This window comes from Bradyrhizobium sp. CIAT3101, assembly GCF_029714945.1.
GTDB lineage: Bacteria > Pseudomonadota > Alphaproteobacteria > Rhizobiales > Xanthobacteraceae > Bradyrhizobium.
Genome location: NZ_CP121634.1, coordinates 7,489,599 through 7,507,253, shown reverse-complemented (window position 1 = coordinate 7,507,253; position 17,655 = coordinate 7,489,599). Strand labels below are relative to the sequence as shown.

The following is a 17,655-nucleotide window of genomic DNA, read 5'->3' as shown; positions in this document are numbered from 1 at the left end:
GGCCCGACATTCATTGCATGCGGGCCGTCAGGGCCGGGGCAGGCGGCCATGATGCCCGCCATGCAGGATACGGCCGTGCACCTGTCGGACCGTCATTTCCGGACCATTGCCGAACTGATCGAAGGCCAGGTCGGCATCAAGCTGCCGCAGGGCAAGCGGCTGATGCTGGAGGGACGTCTGCACAAGCGCGTGCGCGCGTTGAACTTCTCCGACCTGAACGAATATGTCGACAACCTGTTCGAGGCCGATCATTTCGACACCGAGCTCACCCATCTGATCGATGTGGTGACGACCAACAAGACCGACTTCTTCCGCGAGCCGCAGCACTTCACTTTCATGCGGGACATCGCCATCCCGGCGCTGCTCAAGTCGCACGGCCGCAAGAATGCGAACCTGAAACTCTGGAGCTCGGCGAGCTCTACCGGCATGGAAGCCTACACCACCGCGATGGTGCTGGACGACATGACGCGGAGCGGGTCGCGATTTCAGTATCGCATCCTCGGCACCGACATCTCGACCGCGGTGCTACGCCTCGCCAAGACCGCGATCTACACCCGCGACGTGCTGGCACCGGTGCCGGAGCCGTTCGTGAAGCGATATTTCCTGTCGTCGCGCGACAAGTCGCGTGGTGAGGTGCGCGTCGTGCCGGAACTGCGGCGCATGACGCATTTCATGCGCATGAACCTGATGGATCCGTCCTATCCCGTCGACCGGGACGTCGACGTGATTTTCTGCCGCAACGTGCTGATCTATTTCGACAAGCCGACCCAGCGTAAGGTCGTCGAGCAGCTTTGCAATCATCTGCGGCCGGGCGGGTATTTGCTGGTCGGCCATTCGGAATCCATGATTCACAGTGCCGTCCCGGGTTTGAAGCAGGTTCAGCCCACCATTTTTCAGGTCTGATTGGAGCTCCGCCGAATATGCCGAAAGGGAAAGTTCGCGTACTGATCGTGGACGATTCGGCGTCGGTGCGCCAAATCCTTCAAACGATCCTCAACGATGATCCCGACATCGAGGTGATGGCGACGGCGTCGGATCCGTTCGTGGCGGCCCGTCGTCTCCAGGACGAACTTCCCGACGTCATGATCCTCGACCTCGAGATGCCGCGCATGGACGGCATGACGTTCCTGCGCAAGATCATGGCGCAGCGTCCGATCCCCGTGATCATCTGCTCGTCGCTCACCGAGGAAGGCTCGAACGTGATGTTCGAGGCTTTCGAGGCCGGCGCCGTCGATATCGTACCCAAGCCGAAGATCGACACGCGGCAGGCGCTGCTGGAGTGCTCGACGCGGCTGCGCGAATCCGTGAAGTCGGCGGCGCGTGCGCGCGTGCGGCCGCGCACGGAACGACGGGTGATCGAGAAGAAGCTGACGGCCGACGCCATCATCCCGCCGCCGGTGCAGGGCAAGGTCCGGCCGACAACCGAGCGCATCGTGTGCATCGGCGCTTCGACGGGGGGAACGGAAGCGCTCAACGACGTGCTCGAGATGCTGCCGGCGAACTGCCCTCCGATTTTGATCGTCCAGCACATGCCGGCGGGCTTTACGGCCGCCTTCGCCAGGCGCCTCGACGGCGTCTGCCAGATCCGCGTCAAGGAGGCGGAGGATGGCGAGCCGGTACTGCCGGGCTGGGCCTATATCGCACCGGGCGCCCGGCACATGTTGCTCCAGCGCATCGGCTTGCGCTATCAGGTCGCGATCAAGGACGGCCCGCCGGTGTCGCGGCATCGGCCCTCCGTCGACGTGCTGTTTCGCTCCGCGGCCCAGCATGCCGGCGCCAATGCGCTCGGGGTCATCATGACCGGCATGGGCGATGACGGCGCGCGCGGCATGTTGGAAATGCGCAAGCTCGGCGCCTCGACCCGCGCGCAGGACGAAGAGAGCTGCGTCGTGTTCGGCATGCCCAAGGAAGCCATCGCCCATGGCGGGGTCGAGAAAGTGGTCGCGCTGAATCATATCCCGCGCGAGATCATGCACTGGTACCAGGCCGGGCACGCGGCGGCGGTGGGTTGATCGCAATGTCCGTGCTTCCGGCCAACACGCTGACGGATACGATTTCCGCGGTCGAAGACGTCTCGTCGCGCATCGAGGACGTGTTTGCGCGCGTCGGTCACGAGCTCGGTCGCGGCCAGATCATCTTCAAGGAGCTGAATCAGGGGCTCGCGTCTCTTTCCGAAGAGCTCTCCGGTGCCGAGATCGAAGGTGCCGCGACTGCGCTGCAGGAGATCGCGGCGCGGCTGAGCGAGCTGGCGCAGGCACTGCCGGCCGAGAGTGCGCTGCTGGCGATGATCGGCAAGAGCACGACCGAGGCATCCGCGCTGCTGAAGCCGCTGTTCAAGCATATCCAGATGATCACCATCATCGCGCGCAGCGCGCGGATCGAGGCGGCGTCGCTCGATGGCGATCGCGAGGGCTTTCTCGCCTTCACGCAGGAAGCCTACGATCTCGGCAAGGCCGTGCAGGGCTCGATCGAGGGGTGCGCGCGAGACCAGCAGCGCCTGTCGGACGCGGTCGCGACTGCCTCCGGCCGGCAGAAGGAGTTCGAGAGAAGTTACGGCGATCAGCTGGTCGCCGAGAGCGCCGAACTCGGTGCGGCCTATTCCGGCCTGCGCGACCAGCGCAGCAAGAGCAGCCATCTCGCCGATCTCGCCAGCGGCAGCACGCGGAAGATCGCCGAGGCGGTCGGCGGTGCGATCATTTCCCTGCAGGCCGGCGACAGCACGCGGCAGCGCCTCGAACATGTCTGCCACGGCTTGCGCCTCTCATCCGACGCCGCGCCGAGCCTCGTCCCGGAACCGGTTGCGAGCGATGACGGCGCGCATGCGATCCGCCGGCTGCAGGCGGCTCAGCTCAGGGACGCGCAGCGCGAGTTCGGCGGCGACATCGGCCAGATCATCCGCGCGCTGTCGGCGATCCTGAACGATGCAAGTGGCGTCGTCGGTCACGGCCGCTCGCTGTTCGGTGGCGAGAACGGTTCTTCCGCGTCGTTCCTGACCCGCATCAAGCAGACGCTGGCCCAGGCCTCGACCCTGATCGGCACGTGCGAAAGCGCCGGACGCGCGGTCGACGAGGCGCTCGCGGTGGTCGAGGATACGCTGGCGAAATTCCGCCAGGCGATTGCGGGGCTGGCGGAGGCCACGGTCGACATCACGCTGATCGGCATGAACGCGGGTCTCAAGGCGAGCCATCTCGGCAGCCGCGGCAGCGCCTTCGTCGTGATCGCGAACGAGCTCAAGGCGACTGCAGACCAGGTGTCGGCCGGCGCAGGGCGCTTGCGCCCCGTGCTCGACGGCATCGAGCGCTCCGCCAATGCGTTGAAGGAGCTCCGCGTCCAGGGCGATCCGACGCAACTCGCCAATCTGGAGCCGCAGATCCTCCAGGCGCTGCGCGAGGTCGAAGCTGGCAACGAACGGCTCGGCAAGCTGATGAGCCGGCTCGTCGACGAAGGCGCCGAGTTCGAAGGCCTGATGAATTCGGCGCAAGGGCTGATGAGCTCGCTCGGCGAGAGCTCTGCGACGCTGCCCACCGTCGCTGCGCGCCTGGAGACGGCAAGCGCAGGCACGCATCGGCCGCAGCCGCAGGACGAGGCGCTGCTCGACGATCTCTTCGCGCGCTACACGATGGAGCGCGAGCGCGACGTCCACCGGGAATTTTTGCAAGCGCTCGGGCTGTCGTCGAGCGCTGCCGCTCGCCGGGTCGAGGCTGTCGAGCCTGCGGATGATGGCATCGAATTGTTTTGAGTTGCCGCGGGCGTCGCGCATGCGGCACACCGCAATTTGACGCTTTGGTTTTGCAGGGCGTTAACCGTGGCGGAATACCCGCCATATCGGCCATTGTCGCGCCCCAGAGTTGGTCGCAAATACGTTTGAATATTGCGACGGATGTTGTTCATGTTGAGAGACGGCAAATACGCTGCCTGGTTCAGAACCCCGCGTGGCCAGGGCACCGGCCTCGTTGAATTGATCGAGGGGCGAATCTCGGGCCGTGACAGCTTCTTCACCTATGGCGGCTCCTATCAGGTCGATCAGCAACGCTTCACGGCTGTTCTGACCGTGAAGCGCCACGCCGAGGGCAATCCGAGCGTGTTTGGTCCTGATGAGGTCGAGGTCAATCTGACCGGCCTCTGCAGCGGCGCGATGGCGACATGCTCGGGCACGGCGCGAGAGGCGCCCGAGGTCGGGTTCGAGTGCACGTTGATCTACAGCCAGGAAGAAGCGCTGCCGGCCGATGCGAAATGCGCCGTCCTCAAGCTCAATCCCGACAAGTTGCCCAAGGGGCTCGACAGCCGGTCGCGGCCGCGGCCGCCATTCACGCCCTCCAGGCCTCCGGCGTCCTGACGCATCCCGCGCCTTAGCTTTGCGTTGACGCTGTTGTCGCGAAAGCACGTGAAGACCGCACCGCGGCAACAGTGCTTTTAGATGTGAAATCTAGGTTGAGGCCCATAACAAAAGGCGGACAGGGATATGCCTCAGATCTGGATGACTTATGACGAACTCGCGACGCTCAGCGGCTGCACGGCCTCTGAAGCCAGGGTGCTGGCACTGCACTTGTTGCTCGATCGGCGCAAGAGCCGCGATGGAAACACCCGCGTCAAGCTGGACTTTGGCTTGATGACCCGCTTCTTCGAGACCATTCGCGAGGGCGAATTCGGCCTCGATGACGCGATCACGGCGCTGCGCGAAACCCACCGGCAGATGTCCGCCGGATTCGGCGCCGATCAGGACGGCTTCAGGCGCGGCGTGGCGTAGGTCCGCCGCTCCGGCAGCAGTCGGCTCCGCTCGAATCAGGCATAATCATCCAGGCGGAATTTGGTGCGACCTCCGGTGTTTCACACCGGAACAGGTCGAAGCCAACGGAATCCGGGCTGGGAGGTTGCCATGTTGAGAGCCGTGTACCTGACGGGTGCGTTGGTTTTTGCGCTCCCGCCTCTTCTCATGACCACCGCCAGCGCCGAAGTGGTCAAACTGCAGGCCGACCTCAAGGGCAGCAACGAGGTGCCGCCCAACACGAGTTCCGGCTCCGGCAAGGCCGAGGCGGCTTTCGACACCGATACCAAGGTTCTGACCTACACGGTCACCTACGCGAATCTGACCGGTCCGGCGCTCGGCGCGCATTTCCATGGACCGAGCGAATCCGGCAAGAATGCCGGCATCGCACTGCCGTTCAAGTCGACGCAAAGCCCGATCCAGGGCACCGCAACCCTCACCGAGACGCAGGCTGCCGATCTCCTGGCCGGCAAATGGTATGCGAACATTCACACCGCGGCCAATCCAGGCGGTGAGCTGCGCGGGCAGATGGCAAAATGATCTGTCGGCCCGGGCTGGATATCGCGTTCGCGATGTGAGCCGACGCCGCCCGCGTCAGGACGGCGGTCTGGGCAGGAAAGCCAGAATGGTCTGGGCGAGGCTGACGCCGAGGATGCCGCCGGCCGACTTTTGCAGCACGTCGATGAATCGCGGATCGCGATCCGGCACCAGCATCTGCAGGACCTCGAGTCCGACGGCGACCGCGATCACGAATGCGCAAGCCAGCCTGAAACGTCCTGGCAGCAGGAAGGACAGCAGGAAGCCCAGCAGGCAATAGGCGCTGAAGCGCTCGATGACGACGACCCAATACGCCTCGGCATGGCCGATCAACACCGGCCTGCCCGCAAGCGTCGCCAGCGTGGCATAGACGATCAGCGCAAGGCAGACGGCCGCAGCTGCGATGAGATGATTTCGGCGCATTGCAGCATCATAGCCGGTCGACCGGCGTGCCGCTCTCGAAAGCGGAAAATATCGTTAAGGGGCGTATCTCTTCGATGGCGCCTTCATGACAGGTGGTTCGCACCGGGACATGGTGCGGATCGCAACTGTCCGAATTCGGACCAGCCGGGCAGGCCTACGCCACCAGCGCGGTATCGCCTGCCGGAGCCACGGTCGCGGCACGCCGCGACGCCAGCAATTCGCTGAATTTCGCCAAGGGCAGGGGCGCGGCGACGAGATAGCCCTGACCCTCTTCGACGCCGCACGAGATCAGCGCGCGGACCTGCTCCTCGGTTTCGATGCCTTCCGCAACCACGGTCATGTGGAAATCCCGGGCGAGCGCCACCAGCATCTCAACGATCGTCGTGGTCGAGGCGTCCACCGTGATGGTGTCGACGAAGAACTTGTCGATCTTGATCGTGTTGGCACCGAGCCCCTTCAATCGCGACAGTCCGCTATGGCCTACGCCGACGTCGTCGATGGCCACGCGAAAACCGTAGTCGCGCAACTCGCCCACCACGGCCGCGGCGCGCGCGAGATCGTCGAGCTCGTCGCGCTCGGTCACCTCGAGCACGATCTGCCGCGCGGACACCCGTGCTGCCGCGACGGTGCTGCGAAGCGTTTCGACGAACCCTGCGCCGAGCAGGTGCCTGGGAACGACATTGAATGAGAGCTTGAAATCCTTGTCGGCCTTGAGAAGCGGCTGGAGGTCGGCCAGCGCGCGGCCGAGCAGCTGCCAGGTCATGGCCTCGATCCGTCCGCTGGATTCCGCCAGTGGAATGAAGTTCATCGGCGGCACCACCGTGCCGTCCTCGCGCAACCAGCGCGCGAGCATCTCGCAGCCTCTGATCTCGCCGGTGTGGAGATCGAAGATCGGTTGGAAGTAAGGCTTGAATTCACCCCGCGCCAGCGCGCGATCGAGATCGGCGACGGGTCCTTCCATGCGCCGCGTCCGCGACAACAGGACCCCGAACAGCACACCGAGTGTGACCGCGACCGCCATCGCCGGCCAATAGATCTCGCTGTTCCAGGTCGACAGCACGGAATTGTCGATGCGGATGACCGCGCGCAACGGATAGCGCGCTGAGCCTTTCTCGAACTCAATCGGATGCGCCTGCGTTTTGTCGGCGTCGAGCGCGAACTCGCCGAGCTGTGCGCCGTTCTTGAGTGCCAGCAGCACCTCGCCATGGGCGCGCAGCTCGGCCGGCATGATGTCGAACAGGCTGGAGTTGATGCCGAGAATGGCGACCAGTGCCTTGTTGTCGCCGATGTCCCTGAGCACGCCGAGCGCGTCGCCGCCGAACTGCTCGACACGGAACAGCATCAGCTTCGAATCGCGGGATGCAAGCATGTCGGCCCGATCGACCCAGCCCTTGTCGAATTCGAGCGTCTCCGAATAGGCCGAGCAGATCACGGAGCCGTCCGAATTGACGAGGCGGACGTCCTTCACGGCGGAGCGCTGATAGACGTGGAGGCGGATCGCCTGGAGCGAGGCGGGGGCGCATGTGGCGAGCCCGCGGCCGGCCAGCTCGTCAAGGCTCGCGGTCGCGAAGTCGACGGCGAATTCGGACCGGCGCAGCACGACTTCGGTCAGCTCGTCGAGCTGGCGCGCTTGCTGATCCCGGATGAACCGTGTCGCCGCGATGTGACCGGCAAGGGCGAACGCAACCATGCCCGCAAGCACGAGCACTGCCAGTGAAAGTATCGGCCGTGTTGCTTTCATCCGGCCCGCAGAGGTTAAGAGAGAATGACCAGAACTCTAACCTCGGAGGCGCTAAGATAGGGTTTAAGGCGATCGCGTGTGGTTGCATGACGCCAGTTGACAGTCCCGGGAACGCCCGAAAGGCCTCCGGCGCGACCGGTGATGTCGGCGGCGTCAGGCGTGGCGGCGCAATTGCGATTTCACCCTGACGGGACCGAGATGGCGGGCGCGGGTATCAATGTTCCAGCTATCGGGCCGGCTCACCCACAATCGCCACGCCGCGACCAGGACATTAATGGCGAGCCAAATCGACATCACAATTAGGAAAGAGTTTGCCATGATGGGCTCCGCCCCCGCATTCCCTAAGGGAGCAATGCTGAGGCGGCCCGGGAGTTCCGTTTATCGAGGGTTGGGCAAGCGATCGCGGCGCCGCTCAAATTCTCGTCATCCGCGGGTGCGGCCCGTCGGGGCAAGCGCGACGAGGATCGGTTCGCTGCCAGGACGATGGCGTCGGCGGCGCGCCGCGTTCAACGTCGATTGTAGGACCAGCCCTTGTCGACATTGGTCGGGTAGCGGGCCGCGAAGTAGGGATTCTTGAGGCAGTTATGCGCGGGGTCATAGATCCGGTCGGCGCATTCGTGGAAATTCAGGAATCGGCAATCGAAGCCAAACGCACACCAGGGTGCCCCCTTCGGGAAACCGAACCCGACGGGAACTTGCGCCGACGCCACGGAAGGAAGAGCCAGGAGCAAGGCGACGGCGAGAGCGCGGGACAACATGGTGCAATCCTCCAACAGATTATCGATCGGATACCGAGGCCGTCGAGCAAATGCCTCGGTAACAAAAAAGCCGACGTTCAATTGGAGAGCCTAACATCCGGGCGCGGAGAGATCGAGAGCGCTGCGACGTCCGGAATGCGTCGTTTTGCGACTTGCATTCGGCCGGTGCCGACGGCAATGGCCCGCATCCACGAATTGTCGCTCGCGCGGCATAAGCCGGCTAGCCCTTCTTGGCGGCCTTCGACTTCAGCGCCAGGCCGAGACGCAAGGCCATTCGCTTGATTGCGTCGGGCGATCGCCCGAGCTGCTTCGCTGCGTCCTCCAACGACGTCGAAGATTTGGCCAGCTCCATGAGCCGGCGGTCTTCCTTGAACGACCAGGGCTTCCGCGCCATAACCGAAATCATCCTCTTCCATCGACACAACGACAAAGCCGCCAAGCGGACCCATGTCGCTCGACGGCTTTGCTTGGGTGGGGCCGGGCTCTTGGGGAAAGCCCGGTGCGAAGATGGATATGCGATCGGTGAGACTTCGCAACAAACAACGGGGATTAAGCTAACCCCTCAACCTTACCGCGAGGAAATCAGCCCTTGGCGCTCCGTACAATTCCGGGGTTTTCCTTGTCGCGCGTCAATCGGCGACCTTCGCGACCATCCGACCTGACATCCCGCCACCACGTCCGGTTGCCGCCGAACCGGTCTCCGCTCTGTCCGCAAGACAGCTTGCAAAACTTCACATGCAGTCGGAAGGACTCACGTGAAAGTTGCAAACTCTTGATTCGCAAAAATTACGCACAAACGCGTCGTCGGAAAAATTGTTCCGCGTTCCGACGTTGCGGGCCGCATCGATTCAAAATTCGTTGAAGATCGCTGTCGTGATGGAGTCCGCATGCGCGGCGACCGTTTCTCGTCTGCATCCGTCACGAGATCGTCGAATTCATTCGGCTATGATCGCGCGAGCGATACAAGAAAAAGAAGATCGAGATGCTTCAAAAAACGCTATCTACAAAGCCTCTATCGAAGATGAGAGAGCGGGCATTCGAAGGTGCCTTTCTCGGCATTGCGCTGATCGCAATGGCAGGGTGGGCCTATTTCATCGTTCTGCTGTCGGTGAAATTCTTCTTCTGGCTGTTTGGCTGACGCGAACGGCCAGGAAGCAAGCACGCTGCTGCCCAAAAATTCCCGCCTGTGACGACAAAATCAGCGACCGCGATCACGATCTCGACACAACTCGAAGGTGAGAATGTTCGCACTCCGAAAGGAGGCGGCGGACGCGCGGCCAAAGTGAAAGACCTCGGATGAGTTGGGTTTCGATTCTGATTTCAATCTTCGTCGGCTTCTGCATCGGCTATGCGATGCGCGGGCGGCGGGCGCGCAGGGAACAGCGACCGGTCCAGGCTGCCTGGCAGCGCCAGCACCTGTCGTTTGCCAGGGCGCGCCGTGCGTTCTGAGCGAATTCAGCCGAAACCGCGCCGCGCGAAGGTAACCATACGAGGCAGGTTAGGTCGTGCCCGATATTGTTCCGCTCGCATGCCCTCACTAAGTTGCGCACGGTTCTTGCGGGACTTGATGGTCCCTGCGTGCGTGACTGAGTTTTGGAATCCGACGCGGATGGTCCGGCAATTTGCCCCTGGCCGTTCGGGCTTGCGGGCATCGTCCGGTTGGTCTGAGCGGCCCGTGGATCGCGAAAGAGGTTCGCTATGACGAGCGTCAGGAACAACAATGCGCCGCGGCGATATTTTGTCGATGCGGTCGGCAGGCGCGTTCTGATCGGGCTCACGCTCGAGGAGACCTTTGAGTTCGAGCGGCTCGACAGCGAGCCGGATGCCGGTCGAACCGGAGCAATCTGGATCGAGCGAAGCTCTCAGCCTGCTCCGGGCGAGCAGCGCTGGCTGGAGCTCTATGCCAAGCATGAAGACGCATGGAAGGTCTGGATGGCGCAAAGCCGCGTCGATCGGCCCTACCTCTAGCCTTTTACAGGCTCCAATCTCAGGCCAGTTCGTCCGGGACAGGCGGCGCGGGAAAAAGCTTCGCGAGGCGGTCCAGCCCGATCCCACGTACCCTTGCGTCAAGAGCATGTCGGGCCATGACGTGCCTGAACTTCCATTCCGGCCCGGAAAACTGCTCCGCGTCCCAGATCTGCGGCTTCGGACGACCATCCAGGCCGCGAATCCAGACGAAATAGGATTCGTGCATCCTTGTGTGAGTCCCTCTTGCGGATCGACGTGGTCGGCTGCCGTCACATCTTGCGGGACGGCAGCTGCCACCAAGGGGGCGGTCGATCCCTAGCCGAGGCCGATGCGCTTCTGCTGGTAGCCGCGATCGAGAATGGCTTGCCACCAGTCGCGGTTGTCGAAGAACCAGCGAACCGTCTTGGCAAGGCCGCTTTCGAAATTCTCGTCGGCGCGCCATCCGAGCTCGCGCTCGAGCTTCGAAGCATCGATCGCGTAGCGGCGATCGTGACCGGGGCGGTCGGCGACGAACGAAATCAGGCCGCGCCGGGGACCTGCGGTGCGTGGCGACATTTCGTCCAGCATGTCGCAAATGCTTTCGACGACGTGCAAATTGGTGCGCTCGTTTCGGCCGCCGACATTGTACGTCTCGCCGATTGCACCGCGCTCGAGCACGAGCGTGAGCGCCTTGGCGTGGTCCTCGACGTAGAGCCAGTCGCGAATGTTCTGTCCGTCGCCGTACACCGGCAGCGGCTCGCCGGCGAGCCCCTTGATGATGATGTGGGGAATGAGCTTCTCGGGAAAGTGATACGGCCCGTAATTGTTCGAGCAGTTCGTCACCATCGTCGGAAGGTCGTAGGTCTCGCGCCAGGCGCGCACCAGATGGTCGGACGACGCCTTGCTCGCCGAGTAGGGCGAGTTGGGCGAATAGGACGTGGTCTCGGTGAAGTAACCGTCCTTGCCGAGCGACCCGAACACCTCGTCTGTGGAGATGTGGAGAAAGCGGAATTGCGAGCGGCGGTCCGGGCTCAGCCCCCTCCAGTATCGCAGCGCCTCCTGCAGCAGCGTGAAGGTGCCGACGATGTTGGTCTGGATGAATTCGCCGGGGCCGTCGATCGAACGATCGACATGGCTCTCGGCCGCGAGATTCATGACCGCGGCGGGCTGGTACTTCTCGAACAGCTTGCGGAGCGAGGCAGCCTCGCAAATGCATTGCTGCTCGAATGCATAACGCGGATTGGCCTCGGCGTCGGGGATCGACTCGAGGTTCGCCGCATAAGTCAGCTTGTCGATGTTGACGACGCGCGCGTGCGTGTCGCGGAGGAGATGACGGACGACTGCAGAGCCGATGAAGCCTGCACCGCCCGTGACGAAAATCGTTGAGCCTTCGAAACGCATGTGTGATTTGCCTCAGTCGTGAGCGGCGAAGGAGCGGGCAACCGATTGCAGATACTCGCCGTAGCTGCTCTTGGCGGTCCTCTCAGCAACCTTCTTGAAGGCCTCGAGAGAAATGTAACCGCGCCGCAACGCGATTTCCTCGGGGCAGGCGATGCGCAAGCCCTGGCGCTGTTCCAGTATCTGAACGAAGTGGCTGGCTTCGACCAGCGAGGCGTGCGTGCCGGTGTCGAGCCAGGCAAACCCGCGCCCGAGCACTTCGACGAACAGGTCGCCACGCGCGAGATAGGCGTTGTTCACGTCGGTGATCTCGATCTCGCCCCGCGCCGAAGGTTTGATCCCCGCCGCGATGTCGACCACGCTGTTGTCGTAGAAATAGAGGCCAGTGACGGCCACATTCGACTTCGGCTGCTTGGGCTTCTCTTCGATCGAGCGCGCACGCCCGTCACCATCGAGCTCGACCACGCCGTATTGTTCGGGCGAGTTGACGACGTAGCCGAAGACCGTGGCGCCGCTCTTGCGTGCTGCCGCCCTGGCCAGCATCTCCGGAAGTCCGTGGCCGTAGAAGATATTGTCGCCGAGAACCAGCGCGACGGAATCCGATCCCACGAATTCGCGTCCGACGATGAAGGCGTCGGCAAGACCGCGCGGGGTGTCCTGTGTCGCATAGGAGAAGTTGACGCCGATCTGCGATCCATCGCCAAGCAAGCGCTGGAACAGCGGCTTGTCCTGCGGCGTCGAGATGATGAGAATGTCGCGGATCCCAGCGAGCATCAACGTCGACAGCGGATAGTAGATCATCGGCTTGTCGAAAACCGGAAGCAGCTGCTTCGACACCACTGTCGTGACGGGAAAAAGGCGCGAGCCTGTTCCGCCAGCGAGTATAATTCCCTTCATAGGTCCCTCTGGTTTACCAATTCGAAAATATCAGATAGTGTGCGCTGCACAAGATTGTTGTACGTGCGGAGCTGAAGTCGCTGGAATGAACATCATCAAGACAGATCTGCCAGAGGTTTTGATCATCGAGCCGAAGCTATTCGGCGATCAACGCGGCTTTTTCTTGGAGACCTACCAATTCGAGCGCTACGCGCAGAGCGGGGTTGCGCGGCCGTTCGTTCAGGACAATCTGTCACGCTCGCGTCATGGAGTGTTGCGTGGGCTGCACCTACAAAATCCGGGCGCGCAGGGCAAGCTGGTCACGGCGCTCCGCGGCAGAGTCCTGGACGTTGCTGTCGACATTCGCGTCGGTAGCCCAAATTTTGGGCGTCATGTCGCCGTCGAACTGAATGAGGAGAATCGACGGCAATTGTGGGTTCCTCGCGGCTTCGCCCATGGTTTCGCCGTTCTCTCCGAGACGGCCGATTTCTTCTACAAATGCGACGCGCTCTACAGCCCGAAGGATGAGATCTCGATTCGATGGAACGATCCGGCGATCGGTATCGACTGGGGCCTCGCAGATCCCGCGCTGTCGGCCAAGGATGCCGATGCGCCCTTGCTCGCAGATGTGAAGAACCTCCCGCGCTACGGGGAGGTCTGACATGAAGATTCTTCTGACGGGCACTGCTGGGCAGGTGGGCGGAGCTCTGCTTCCGCTGCTCAAGGGACGCGCCGATGTCGTTGCGCCGGAGCTGGAGGAGTTCGATTTCTCGCGACCGGACGAGCTTGCAGGCAAGCTGGATTCGATCAAGCCGGATCTGATCATCAACCCCGCCGCCTACACCGCCGTCGATCGTGCTGAGGACGAGCGAGAGCTTGCGTTCCGGATCAACGCGGAATCTCCCAAGGCGATCGCCCGATGGGCGGCGCCCCGCGGCGTGCCGCTGGTGCACTTTTCGACGGACTATGTCTTCGACGGCTCCGGTCATCGTCCGTGGCGCGAGGACAGCACGCCGGGTCCTCTCTCGGTCTACGGCCAAAGCAAGCTCGCCGGCGATCAGGCCATTGCCGAGGCGGGTGCCCTGCATGTGATCGCGCGGACGTCCTGGGTTTATTCCGCGACGGGTGCGAGCTTTCTCAAGACGATCGTGCGGCTCGCCGGAGAGCGCGAGCAGTTGCGGATCGTCGCCGATCAGATCGGCGCGCCCACGACAGCCGATGCGATTTCGCAAGCAGTGGTTGCGATGCTGCCGCGGAGCGACGACGACCTTCGCAAGACGTTCGAGCAGCGCGGCGGCGTCGTCAATCTGGTCTGCGGGGGCGAGACCAGCTGGCACGGCTTTGCGACTGCGATCGTTGCCGGGCTGCGATCGAGAGGCGTGCAATTCGCCGTGAAGGAAATCGTTCCAATCCGCTCGGACGAATTTCCGGTCAAGGCGAAGCGGCCCTCCAATTCCCGCCTTGATCTCACGCGACTGCGCGAGCAGTTCGGCGTTACGCCGCCGAGCTGGCAACAGGCGCTCGATCGCGAGCTGGATGCTTTCAAGGCGACGATTTGAACGCCTGTTCACGCGGCCGCATCGGAGCACAACGTTCCGCGGCCTTTAAACTTTGTTAACCATCCAGGGCCCATTTTCCGGTTTGGCGCCTCGAACCGGAAAGTGCACGCATGTTTCAGCTCTTCTTGCGGGCCCGCACTCACAATTTCCTGAAAGACCGCTTCGGCGGAGAGCAAACGTTCCGTGCCCGCTCGCCCGAGCGCGACGCCGAGACCGATCGCACGCGCATCGAAGGCATCATGAGCGCAATCGAGGAGGCGCTGCAGGCCGCGGAGCGTGAGCAATCAGGTCTGAACCGCCGGGTCGAGGACGTGCTGGCGCGCGCGGCCGTGACCATCGGCAACGGCAATGACGAATATCTCGAGCGCGAAGCGCTGGACAATCACCATCAGGATCTGTTCGACACGGAAATCCTCAACGGTCAGCGCAGGCTCAAGGAGCTCAGCGCCTCGATCGCCCATTTCAAATTCCTGAAGGCCGCGATGCTCAGCCGGTTCCCGGAATACCGGCCGCCGGCCAGCCAGACCAATTGACGCTTCGCGCCGTGCGCGGGCGCGCCGGATTTTGTTTTGACGCGTTTTCTTGACGCGAACCGGTGTCCACTTCGCTCGAAAACGCTAGCTAGATCGCGAGCATGCTGTTGCCCTGAATCGACAACAGGGTCAGGTTGCCGGTCGCGTACGCCCCGGTGTCGATATTGGCGCGGTTCTCGAGCAGCTCGGCTTGGCGCACCGGCGTATGGCCGTGCACGACGTATTTGCCGAATCGCTTCTTGCTCTGCAGAAATTCGTCCCTGATCCACAGCAGATCCTGCTCGCGCTGCTCGGACAGCGGGATTCCCGGACGAACGCCGGCATGCACGAAGAAAAAGTCGCCGCATGTGAAGGTCGGCCGCAGCTGGCGCAGGAACGCAATGTGCTGTGGCGGCATCGCGGAGGTGAGTTCGCGCACGAGATCCGACTGTTCGTCCTTGCTGAGATCGGGCGCTGCCGAGATCCCGTATGACATCAGGGTCTGGAGCCCGCCGAACTGAAACCAGTCGGCTGTGCGCGAGGGATCATCCAGCACCGAGGTGAAATAGGCCTCGTGATTGCCCTTGAGAAAGACCGTGTTGCGGCGGCGGCTGCGGTCGATCAGCAGATCGAGGGTGTGACGTGAGTCCGGTCCGCGATCAATGTAGTCGCCGAGAAAGACCTCGATCGCGCGATAGGGCCGGCTGTTCGCCATGTCCGCATCGATGACAGCGAACATCTGTTCAAGCAGATGCGCGCAGCCGTGGATGTCGCTGAGTGCGTAGATTCGCACGCCGTTCGGCAGCTTCGGCCGGGGCGAGGTCTGAGTCGGGGTCGTGACCATGAGGTCCAACTCTTTCAGAGAGCTTCGCCCGAGATGTCAATATGCTATCGACGAATTTGGGGCCGCACGAGCAGCTTTTTTTGTCGACGCCATGTGAACGTCGGTTCGTGCAACCGCCTTGATCACCCGTGTGGTCTGATGAGGTGTCGATTTGCCGCGCTGGGTGCGCTCAACCGAAGCTGCGGGCTGTCGAACGACGCTGCGGCCTCGGTGCGATACGCTGCCGCACGCGAGCGGACCAGAAGCGCGCCGCAGAGATAGCCAAGCTGCAGCAAGCTCGCAAAGACGACGATCATAACGACAATGTGAGCGGCGCCTTGTCCCTGCCAGGCCGAGACCGCGCCAATGATCGCTCCGCCCAGCACGATTGCCGGAGGCAGAATAAAAATCCGGAATCTGCCTCCAAGCAACGATCCGATCAGCAGACTGAAAATGGCGACGGCACTCACGGCACAACTCCCTCGAAACTGCCACGAGTGTTAATGGCGCCGGCCTAAGGTCGGCTTAAGTAACAGGGTTGAACAACCGTTCAAATGCGCGCGCAAATATGTTTAAAACTAGAATGATTTGATGCGAAATACGGCGCGATGCTCAGTTAGATGTCAGGCCTGTGACAACACTTTGAGCATGCGCGAATGCGAGCGCCGTGTTGCAGAAAGCGGGTGCTGTATTGCAGAAAATAGATTTGATTTTTTAGGTGCGGTGCCGCATTGTTGCTTTGTTTAGTTAAGACATTGTCGAAGACGCACCCCCAAATTTAAAACGACTGCATGCAATCGGCGGTTGCGAATGCGTGACGAGGCAGCGAGGTTCGGATGGCTGTAGCAACTTATGGTTCGGAAAACTATTATTCGGCTATATCGAACCGTCGCGGTGCCCTCCAACGTCCCCTCCAGATCGCTCTGATCGCGGGTGACTTTCTCGCACTCCTGCTGAGCTATTTCGCGGCGAGCGGTCTGTATCGCCTGCTCGTTGCCGAACAGGATTCGTCGGTCGGCGCGGGCCTTGTGGTCGCCGCGGTGTTCGTGACGATCTCCTACTTCCAGGGCATCTACGATCACCATCGTCTGCTCAACACGGTCTGGCAGCTCCGCAAGACGCTCGCGATCTGGGCGATCTCGCTGACCATTCTCGCGGTCGAGGCGTTCCTGCTCAAATCGTCGGCGGATCTGTCGCGCGGAACCACGCTGCTGTTCGCTGCGACCGGTGGTGCTGCCCTCGGTGGTCTCCGGGTGCTGTGGCGCATCGCGCTGAACTCGAGCTATGCGAGAGGCCGCCTGGTCGACCGCAAGGTCGTGCTGCTCAGCCTGAAGCCGCTCGATTTCACGTCGAGCCGTTTCAAGGATTTGCGCAAGCACGGCTTCAATGTCGTGCGTCATTTCGTTCTCGGCCCGTCCGAAGATGGTGAGGGGTGGGATCACGAGATTCGCGACGTCGTCCGCCAGGCGCGCGCGGCTGATGTCGAGGAATATCTCCTGGTCATCGACTGGGACGAGATGCCGCTGCTCCAGAAGCTGAGCCAGCACCTGCGCGTGGTTCCCCAGCCGATTCGTCTGTTGCCGGATTTTCCGATCGCCGATCTGGTCTCGCGGCCGTTCCAGCCGGTCAGCGGCACGGTGGCCATCGAGATCCAGCGCGCGCCGCTGACCGTGTACGAGCGAGCGCAGAAGCGCTGCCTGGATATCGGCCTTGCCTCGTTTGCCCTGCTGCTGCTGGCACCGCTGCTGATGACGGCGGCGATCATGATCAAGCTCGACTCGATGGGCAATGTGATCTTCAAGCAGTCCCGGCGCGGGTTCAACGGCAAGCCGTTCCAGATCTGGAAGTTCCGTTCCATGACGGTGGCGGAGAATGGCCACACCGTGACGCAAGCGACGAAGTCTGACGCCCGGGTCACCCGCGTCGGTCGCGTGCTGCGACGAACCAGCATCGATGAGTTGCCGCAGCTCTGGAACGTCCTGCGCGGTGAGATGTCGCTGGTCGGACCGCGGCCGCATGCGCTTGCGCACGACAATTATTACGACCAGCTGATCAGCAACTACGTGTATCGGCACCACATGAAGCCGGGCCTGACCGGTTGGGCTCAGGTCAACGGTTTCCGCGGCGAGACGCCGACCATCGACCTGATGGAGAAGCGCGTCGAGTATGACGTCTGGTACGTCAGCAATTGGAGCATCTGGCTGGATATCAGGATCATCCTGAAGACCGCTCTGGCCCTGATCCATCAGGAAGCCTACTGAGAAGCGCGAGCCTCTGCCGGTCGTCGGCAGAACGTTCTCTACCGCATCGATCTCA

General features: G+C 62.4%; 22 protein-coding genes. 12 read left to right on the top strand and 10 right to left on the bottom strand.

Features of this window, described 5'->3' with window-relative positions:
* The first annotated feature begins 48 nt into the window (after positions 1-48).
* The 6 genes from QA645_RS35030 to QA645_RS35005 all read left to right on the top strand — a co-directional run bounded on the left by QA645_RS35030 (position 49) and on the right by QA645_RS35005 (position 5,305).
* Positions 49-903 carry a CheR family methyltransferase gene (locus QA645_RS35030; protein WP_283045763.1) on the top strand — a complete coding sequence of 285 codons (855 nt, stop codon included), beginning with the start codon at positions 49-51 and terminating at the stop codon, positions 901-903.
* Between the two features lie 17 nt (positions 904-920).
* Entirely contained in the window at positions 921-2,012 is a 1,092-nt protein-coding gene (locus QA645_RS35025; RefSeq protein WP_283045762.1) for a chemotaxis response regulator protein-glutamate methylesterase, read from the top strand.
* Between the two features lie 5 nt (positions 2,013-2,017).
* Positions 2,018-3,739 (top strand): chemotaxis protein, encoded by a 1,722-nt coding sequence (locus QA645_RS35020; protein WP_283045761.1) that lies wholly within the window; start codon positions 2,018-2,020, stop codon positions 3,737-3,739.
* Positions 3,740-3,889: 150 nt separating this feature from the next.
* Positions 3,890-4,336, top strand: a complete 447-nt coding sequence (locus QA645_RS35015; protein WP_283045760.1) for a hypothetical protein — start codon at positions 3,890-3,892, stop codon at positions 4,334-4,336.
* A 126-nt stretch (positions 4,337-4,462) separates the two neighbouring features.
* Complete coding sequence (locus tag QA645_RS35010; protein WP_283045759.1) at positions 4,463-4,747, top strand: hypothetical protein; 285 nt, start codon at positions 4,463-4,465, stop codon at positions 4,745-4,747.
* 129 nt (positions 4,748-4,876) lie between these two features.
* Positions 4,877-5,305, top strand: a complete 429-nt coding sequence (locus QA645_RS35005; RefSeq protein ID WP_283045758.1) for a CHRD domain-containing protein — start codon at positions 4,877-4,879, stop codon at positions 5,303-5,305.
* Positions 5,306-5,359: 54 nt separating this feature from the next.
* Here the strand turns inward: QA645_RS35005 and QA645_RS35000 are convergent, their stop codons facing one another.
* From QA645_RS35000 to QA645_RS34980, 5 genes are all read right to left on the bottom strand, one after another.
* On the bottom strand, positions 5,360-5,725 hold the full coding sequence (locus QA645_RS35000) for a VanZ family protein (RefSeq protein ID WP_254129166.1): 366 nt from the start codon (positions 5,723-5,725) through the stop codon (positions 5,360-5,362).
* A gap of 154 nt (positions 5,726-5,879) precedes the next feature.
* Positions 5,880-7,415 (bottom strand): EAL domain-containing protein, encoded by a 1,536-nt coding sequence (locus QA645_RS34995; protein WP_283045757.1) that lies wholly within the window; start codon positions 7,413-7,415, stop codon positions 5,880-5,882.
* A gap of 204 nt (positions 7,416-7,619) precedes the next feature.
* The gene (locus QA645_RS34990) at positions 7,620-7,784 is read right to left on the bottom strand and encodes a hypothetical protein (RefSeq protein WP_283045756.1); all 165 of its coding nucleotides are present in this window, start codon (positions 7,782-7,784) and stop codon (positions 7,620-7,622) included.
* Positions 7,785-7,972: 188 nt separating this feature from the next.
* Positions 7,973-8,224 (bottom strand): hypothetical protein, encoded by a 252-nt coding sequence (locus QA645_RS34985; RefSeq protein ID WP_254129169.1) that lies wholly within the window; start codon positions 8,222-8,224, stop codon positions 7,973-7,975.
* 220 nt (positions 8,225-8,444) lie between these two features.
* Positions 8,445-8,618, bottom strand: a complete 174-nt coding sequence (locus QA645_RS34980; RefSeq protein ID WP_283045755.1) for a hypothetical protein — start codon at positions 8,616-8,618, stop codon at positions 8,445-8,447.
* Positions 8,619-9,206: 588 nt separating this feature from the next.
* Between QA645_RS34980 and QA645_RS34975 the strand changes: the two genes are divergently transcribed.
* The gene (locus tag QA645_RS34975) at positions 9,207-9,362 is read left to right on the top strand and encodes a hypothetical protein (RefSeq protein ID WP_283045754.1); all 156 of its coding nucleotides are present in this window, start codon (positions 9,207-9,209) and stop codon (positions 9,360-9,362) included.
* Positions 9,363-9,922: 560 nt separating this feature from the next.
* Complete coding sequence (locus tag QA645_RS34970) at positions 9,923-10,192, top strand: hypothetical protein (protein ID WP_254129173.1); 270 nt, start codon at positions 9,923-9,925, stop codon at positions 10,190-10,192.
* Between the two features lie 19 nt (positions 10,193-10,211).
* Here the strand turns inward: QA645_RS34970 and QA645_RS34965 are convergent, their stop codons facing one another.
* The 3 genes from QA645_RS34965 to rfbA all read right to left on the bottom strand — a co-directional run bounded on the left by QA645_RS34965 (position 10,212) and on the right by rfbA (position 12,466).
* Positions 10,212-10,418 carry a hypothetical protein gene (locus QA645_RS34965; protein WP_283045753.1) on the bottom strand — a complete coding sequence of 69 codons (207 nt, stop codon included), beginning with the start codon at positions 10,416-10,418 and terminating at the stop codon, positions 10,212-10,214.
* A gap of 89 nt (positions 10,419-10,507) precedes the next feature.
* A complete protein-coding gene (rfbB, locus tag QA645_RS34960) occupies positions 10,508-11,572 on the bottom strand; it encodes a dTDP-glucose 4,6-dehydratase (protein ID WP_254129175.1) in 1,065 nt (354 codons plus the stop codon).
* 12 nt (positions 11,573-11,584) lie between these two features.
* Positions 11,585-12,466 (bottom strand): glucose-1-phosphate thymidylyltransferase RfbA, encoded by an 882-nt coding sequence (gene rfbA / locus QA645_RS34955; RefSeq protein WP_254129176.1) that lies wholly within the window; start codon positions 12,464-12,466, stop codon positions 11,585-11,587.
* A gap of 85 nt (positions 12,467-12,551) precedes the next feature.
* Here rfbA and rfbC point away from each other — a divergent pair, with 85 nt between their 5' ends.
* The 3 genes from rfbC (at position 12,552) to QA645_RS34940 (ending at position 14,537) form a co-directional block, all read left to right on the top strand.
* Positions 12,552-13,106 (top strand): dTDP-4-dehydrorhamnose 3,5-epimerase, encoded by a 555-nt coding sequence (gene rfbC, locus QA645_RS34950; protein ID WP_254129177.1) that lies wholly within the window; start codon positions 12,552-12,554, stop codon positions 13,104-13,106.
* A gap of 1 nt (position 13,107) precedes the next feature.
* Positions 13,108-14,004, top strand: coding sequence for a dTDP-4-dehydrorhamnose reductase (rfbD, locus tag QA645_RS34945; RefSeq protein WP_283045751.1), 897 nt, complete (start codon positions 13,108-13,110; stop codon positions 14,002-14,004).
* Positions 14,005-14,114: 110 nt separating this feature from the next.
* Positions 14,115-14,537 (top strand): hypothetical protein, encoded by a 423-nt coding sequence (locus tag QA645_RS34940; protein WP_283045750.1) that lies wholly within the window; start codon positions 14,115-14,117, stop codon positions 14,535-14,537.
* Positions 14,538-14,625: 88 nt separating this feature from the next.
* Here the strand turns inward: QA645_RS34940 and QA645_RS34935 are convergent, their stop codons facing one another.
* Positions 14,626-15,360, bottom strand: coding sequence for a metallophosphoesterase family protein (locus QA645_RS34935; RefSeq protein ID WP_254129180.1), 735 nt, complete (start codon positions 15,358-15,360; stop codon positions 14,626-14,628).
* A gap of 122 nt (positions 15,361-15,482) precedes the next feature.
* The gene (locus QA645_RS34930) at positions 15,483-15,809 is read right to left on the bottom strand and encodes a hypothetical protein (protein WP_283045749.1); all 327 of its coding nucleotides are present in this window, start codon (positions 15,807-15,809) and stop codon (positions 15,483-15,485) included.
* Positions 15,810-16,175: 366 nt separating this feature from the next.
* Between QA645_RS34930 and QA645_RS34925 the strand changes: the two genes are divergently transcribed.
* Positions 16,176-17,600, top strand: coding sequence for an undecaprenyl-phosphate glucose phosphotransferase (locus QA645_RS34925; protein WP_254192223.1), 1,425 nt, complete (start codon positions 16,176-16,178; stop codon positions 17,598-17,600).
* The last annotated feature ends 55 nt before the right edge of the window (positions 17,601-17,655 follow it).

What these genes read in the sequence shown, in the direction of transcription:
- QA645_RS35020 (WP_283045761.1), top strand. Translation starts at nt 2,018, where the DNA reads ATGTCCGTGCTTCCGGCCAACACGCTGACGGATACGATTTCCGCGGTC.
- QA645_RS34980 (WP_283045755.1), bottom strand. Translation starts at nt 8,618, where the DNA reads ATGGCGCGGAAGCCCTGGTCGTTCAAGGAAGACCGCCGGCTCATGGAG.
- rfbA (WP_254129176.1), bottom strand. Translation starts at nt 12,466, where the DNA reads ATGAAGGGAATTATACTCGCTGGCGGAACAGGCTCGCGCCTTTTTCCC.
- QA645_RS34925 (WP_254192223.1), top strand. Translation starts at nt 16,176, where the DNA reads ATGGCTGTAGCAACTTATGGTTCGGAAAACTATTATTCGGCTATATCG.
- rfbC (WP_254129177.1), top strand. Translation starts at nt 12,552, where the DNA reads ATGAACATCATCAAGACAGATCTGCCAGAGGTTTTGATCATCGAGCCG.
- QA645_RS35015 (WP_283045760.1), top strand. Translation starts at nt 3,890, where the DNA reads ATGTTGAGAGACGGCAAATACGCTGCCTGGTTCAGAACCCCGCGTGGC.
- QA645_RS34975 (WP_283045754.1), top strand. Translation starts at nt 9,207, where the DNA reads ATGCTTCAAAAAACGCTATCTACAAAGCCTCTATCGAAGATGAGAGAG.
- QA645_RS34935 (WP_254129180.1), bottom strand. Translation starts at nt 15,360, where the DNA reads ATGGTCACGACCCCGACTCAGACCTCGCCCCGGCCGAAGCTGCCGAAC.
- QA645_RS35005 (WP_283045758.1), top strand. Translation starts at nt 4,877, where the DNA reads ATGTTGAGAGCCGTGTACCTGACGGGTGCGTTGGTTTTTGCGCTCCCG.
- QA645_RS34995 (WP_283045757.1), bottom strand. Translation starts at nt 7,415, where the DNA reads ATGGTTGCGTTCGCCCTTGCCGGTCACATCGCGGCGACACGGTTCATC.
- QA645_RS34985 (WP_254129169.1), bottom strand. Translation starts at nt 8,224, where the DNA reads ATGTTGTCCCGCGCTCTCGCCGTCGCCTTGCTCCTGGCTCTTCCTTCC.
- QA645_RS34965 (WP_283045753.1), bottom strand. Translation starts at nt 10,418, where the DNA reads ATGCACGAATCCTATTTCGTCTGGATTCGCGGCCTGGATGGTCGTCCG.
- QA645_RS34970 (WP_254129173.1), top strand. Translation starts at nt 9,923, where the DNA reads ATGACGAGCGTCAGGAACAACAATGCGCCGCGGCGATATTTTGTCGAT.
- QA645_RS34990 (WP_283045756.1), bottom strand. Translation starts at nt 7,784, where the DNA reads ATGGCAAACTCTTTCCTAATTGTGATGTCGATTTGGCTCGCCATTAAT.
- QA645_RS34940 (WP_283045750.1), top strand. Translation starts at nt 14,115, where the DNA reads ATGTTTCAGCTCTTCTTGCGGGCCCGCACTCACAATTTCCTGAAAGAC.
- rfbD (WP_283045751.1), top strand. Translation starts at nt 13,108, where the DNA reads ATGAAGATTCTTCTGACGGGCACTGCTGGGCAGGTGGGCGGAGCTCTG.
- QA645_RS35000 (WP_254129166.1), bottom strand. Translation starts at nt 5,725, where the DNA reads ATGCGCCGAAATCATCTCATCGCAGCTGCGGCCGTCTGCCTTGCGCTG.
- QA645_RS35030 (WP_283045763.1), top strand. Translation starts at nt 49, where the DNA reads ATGATGCCCGCCATGCAGGATACGGCCGTGCACCTGTCGGACCGTCAT.
- rfbB (WP_254129175.1), bottom strand. Translation starts at nt 11,572, where the DNA reads ATGCGTTTCGAAGGCTCAACGATTTTCGTCACGGGCGGTGCAGGCTTC.
- QA645_RS35025 (WP_283045762.1), top strand. Translation starts at nt 921, where the DNA reads ATGCCGAAAGGGAAAGTTCGCGTACTGATCGTGGACGATTCGGCGTCG.
- QA645_RS35010 (WP_283045759.1), top strand. Translation starts at nt 4,463, where the DNA reads ATGCCTCAGATCTGGATGACTTATGACGAACTCGCGACGCTCAGCGGC.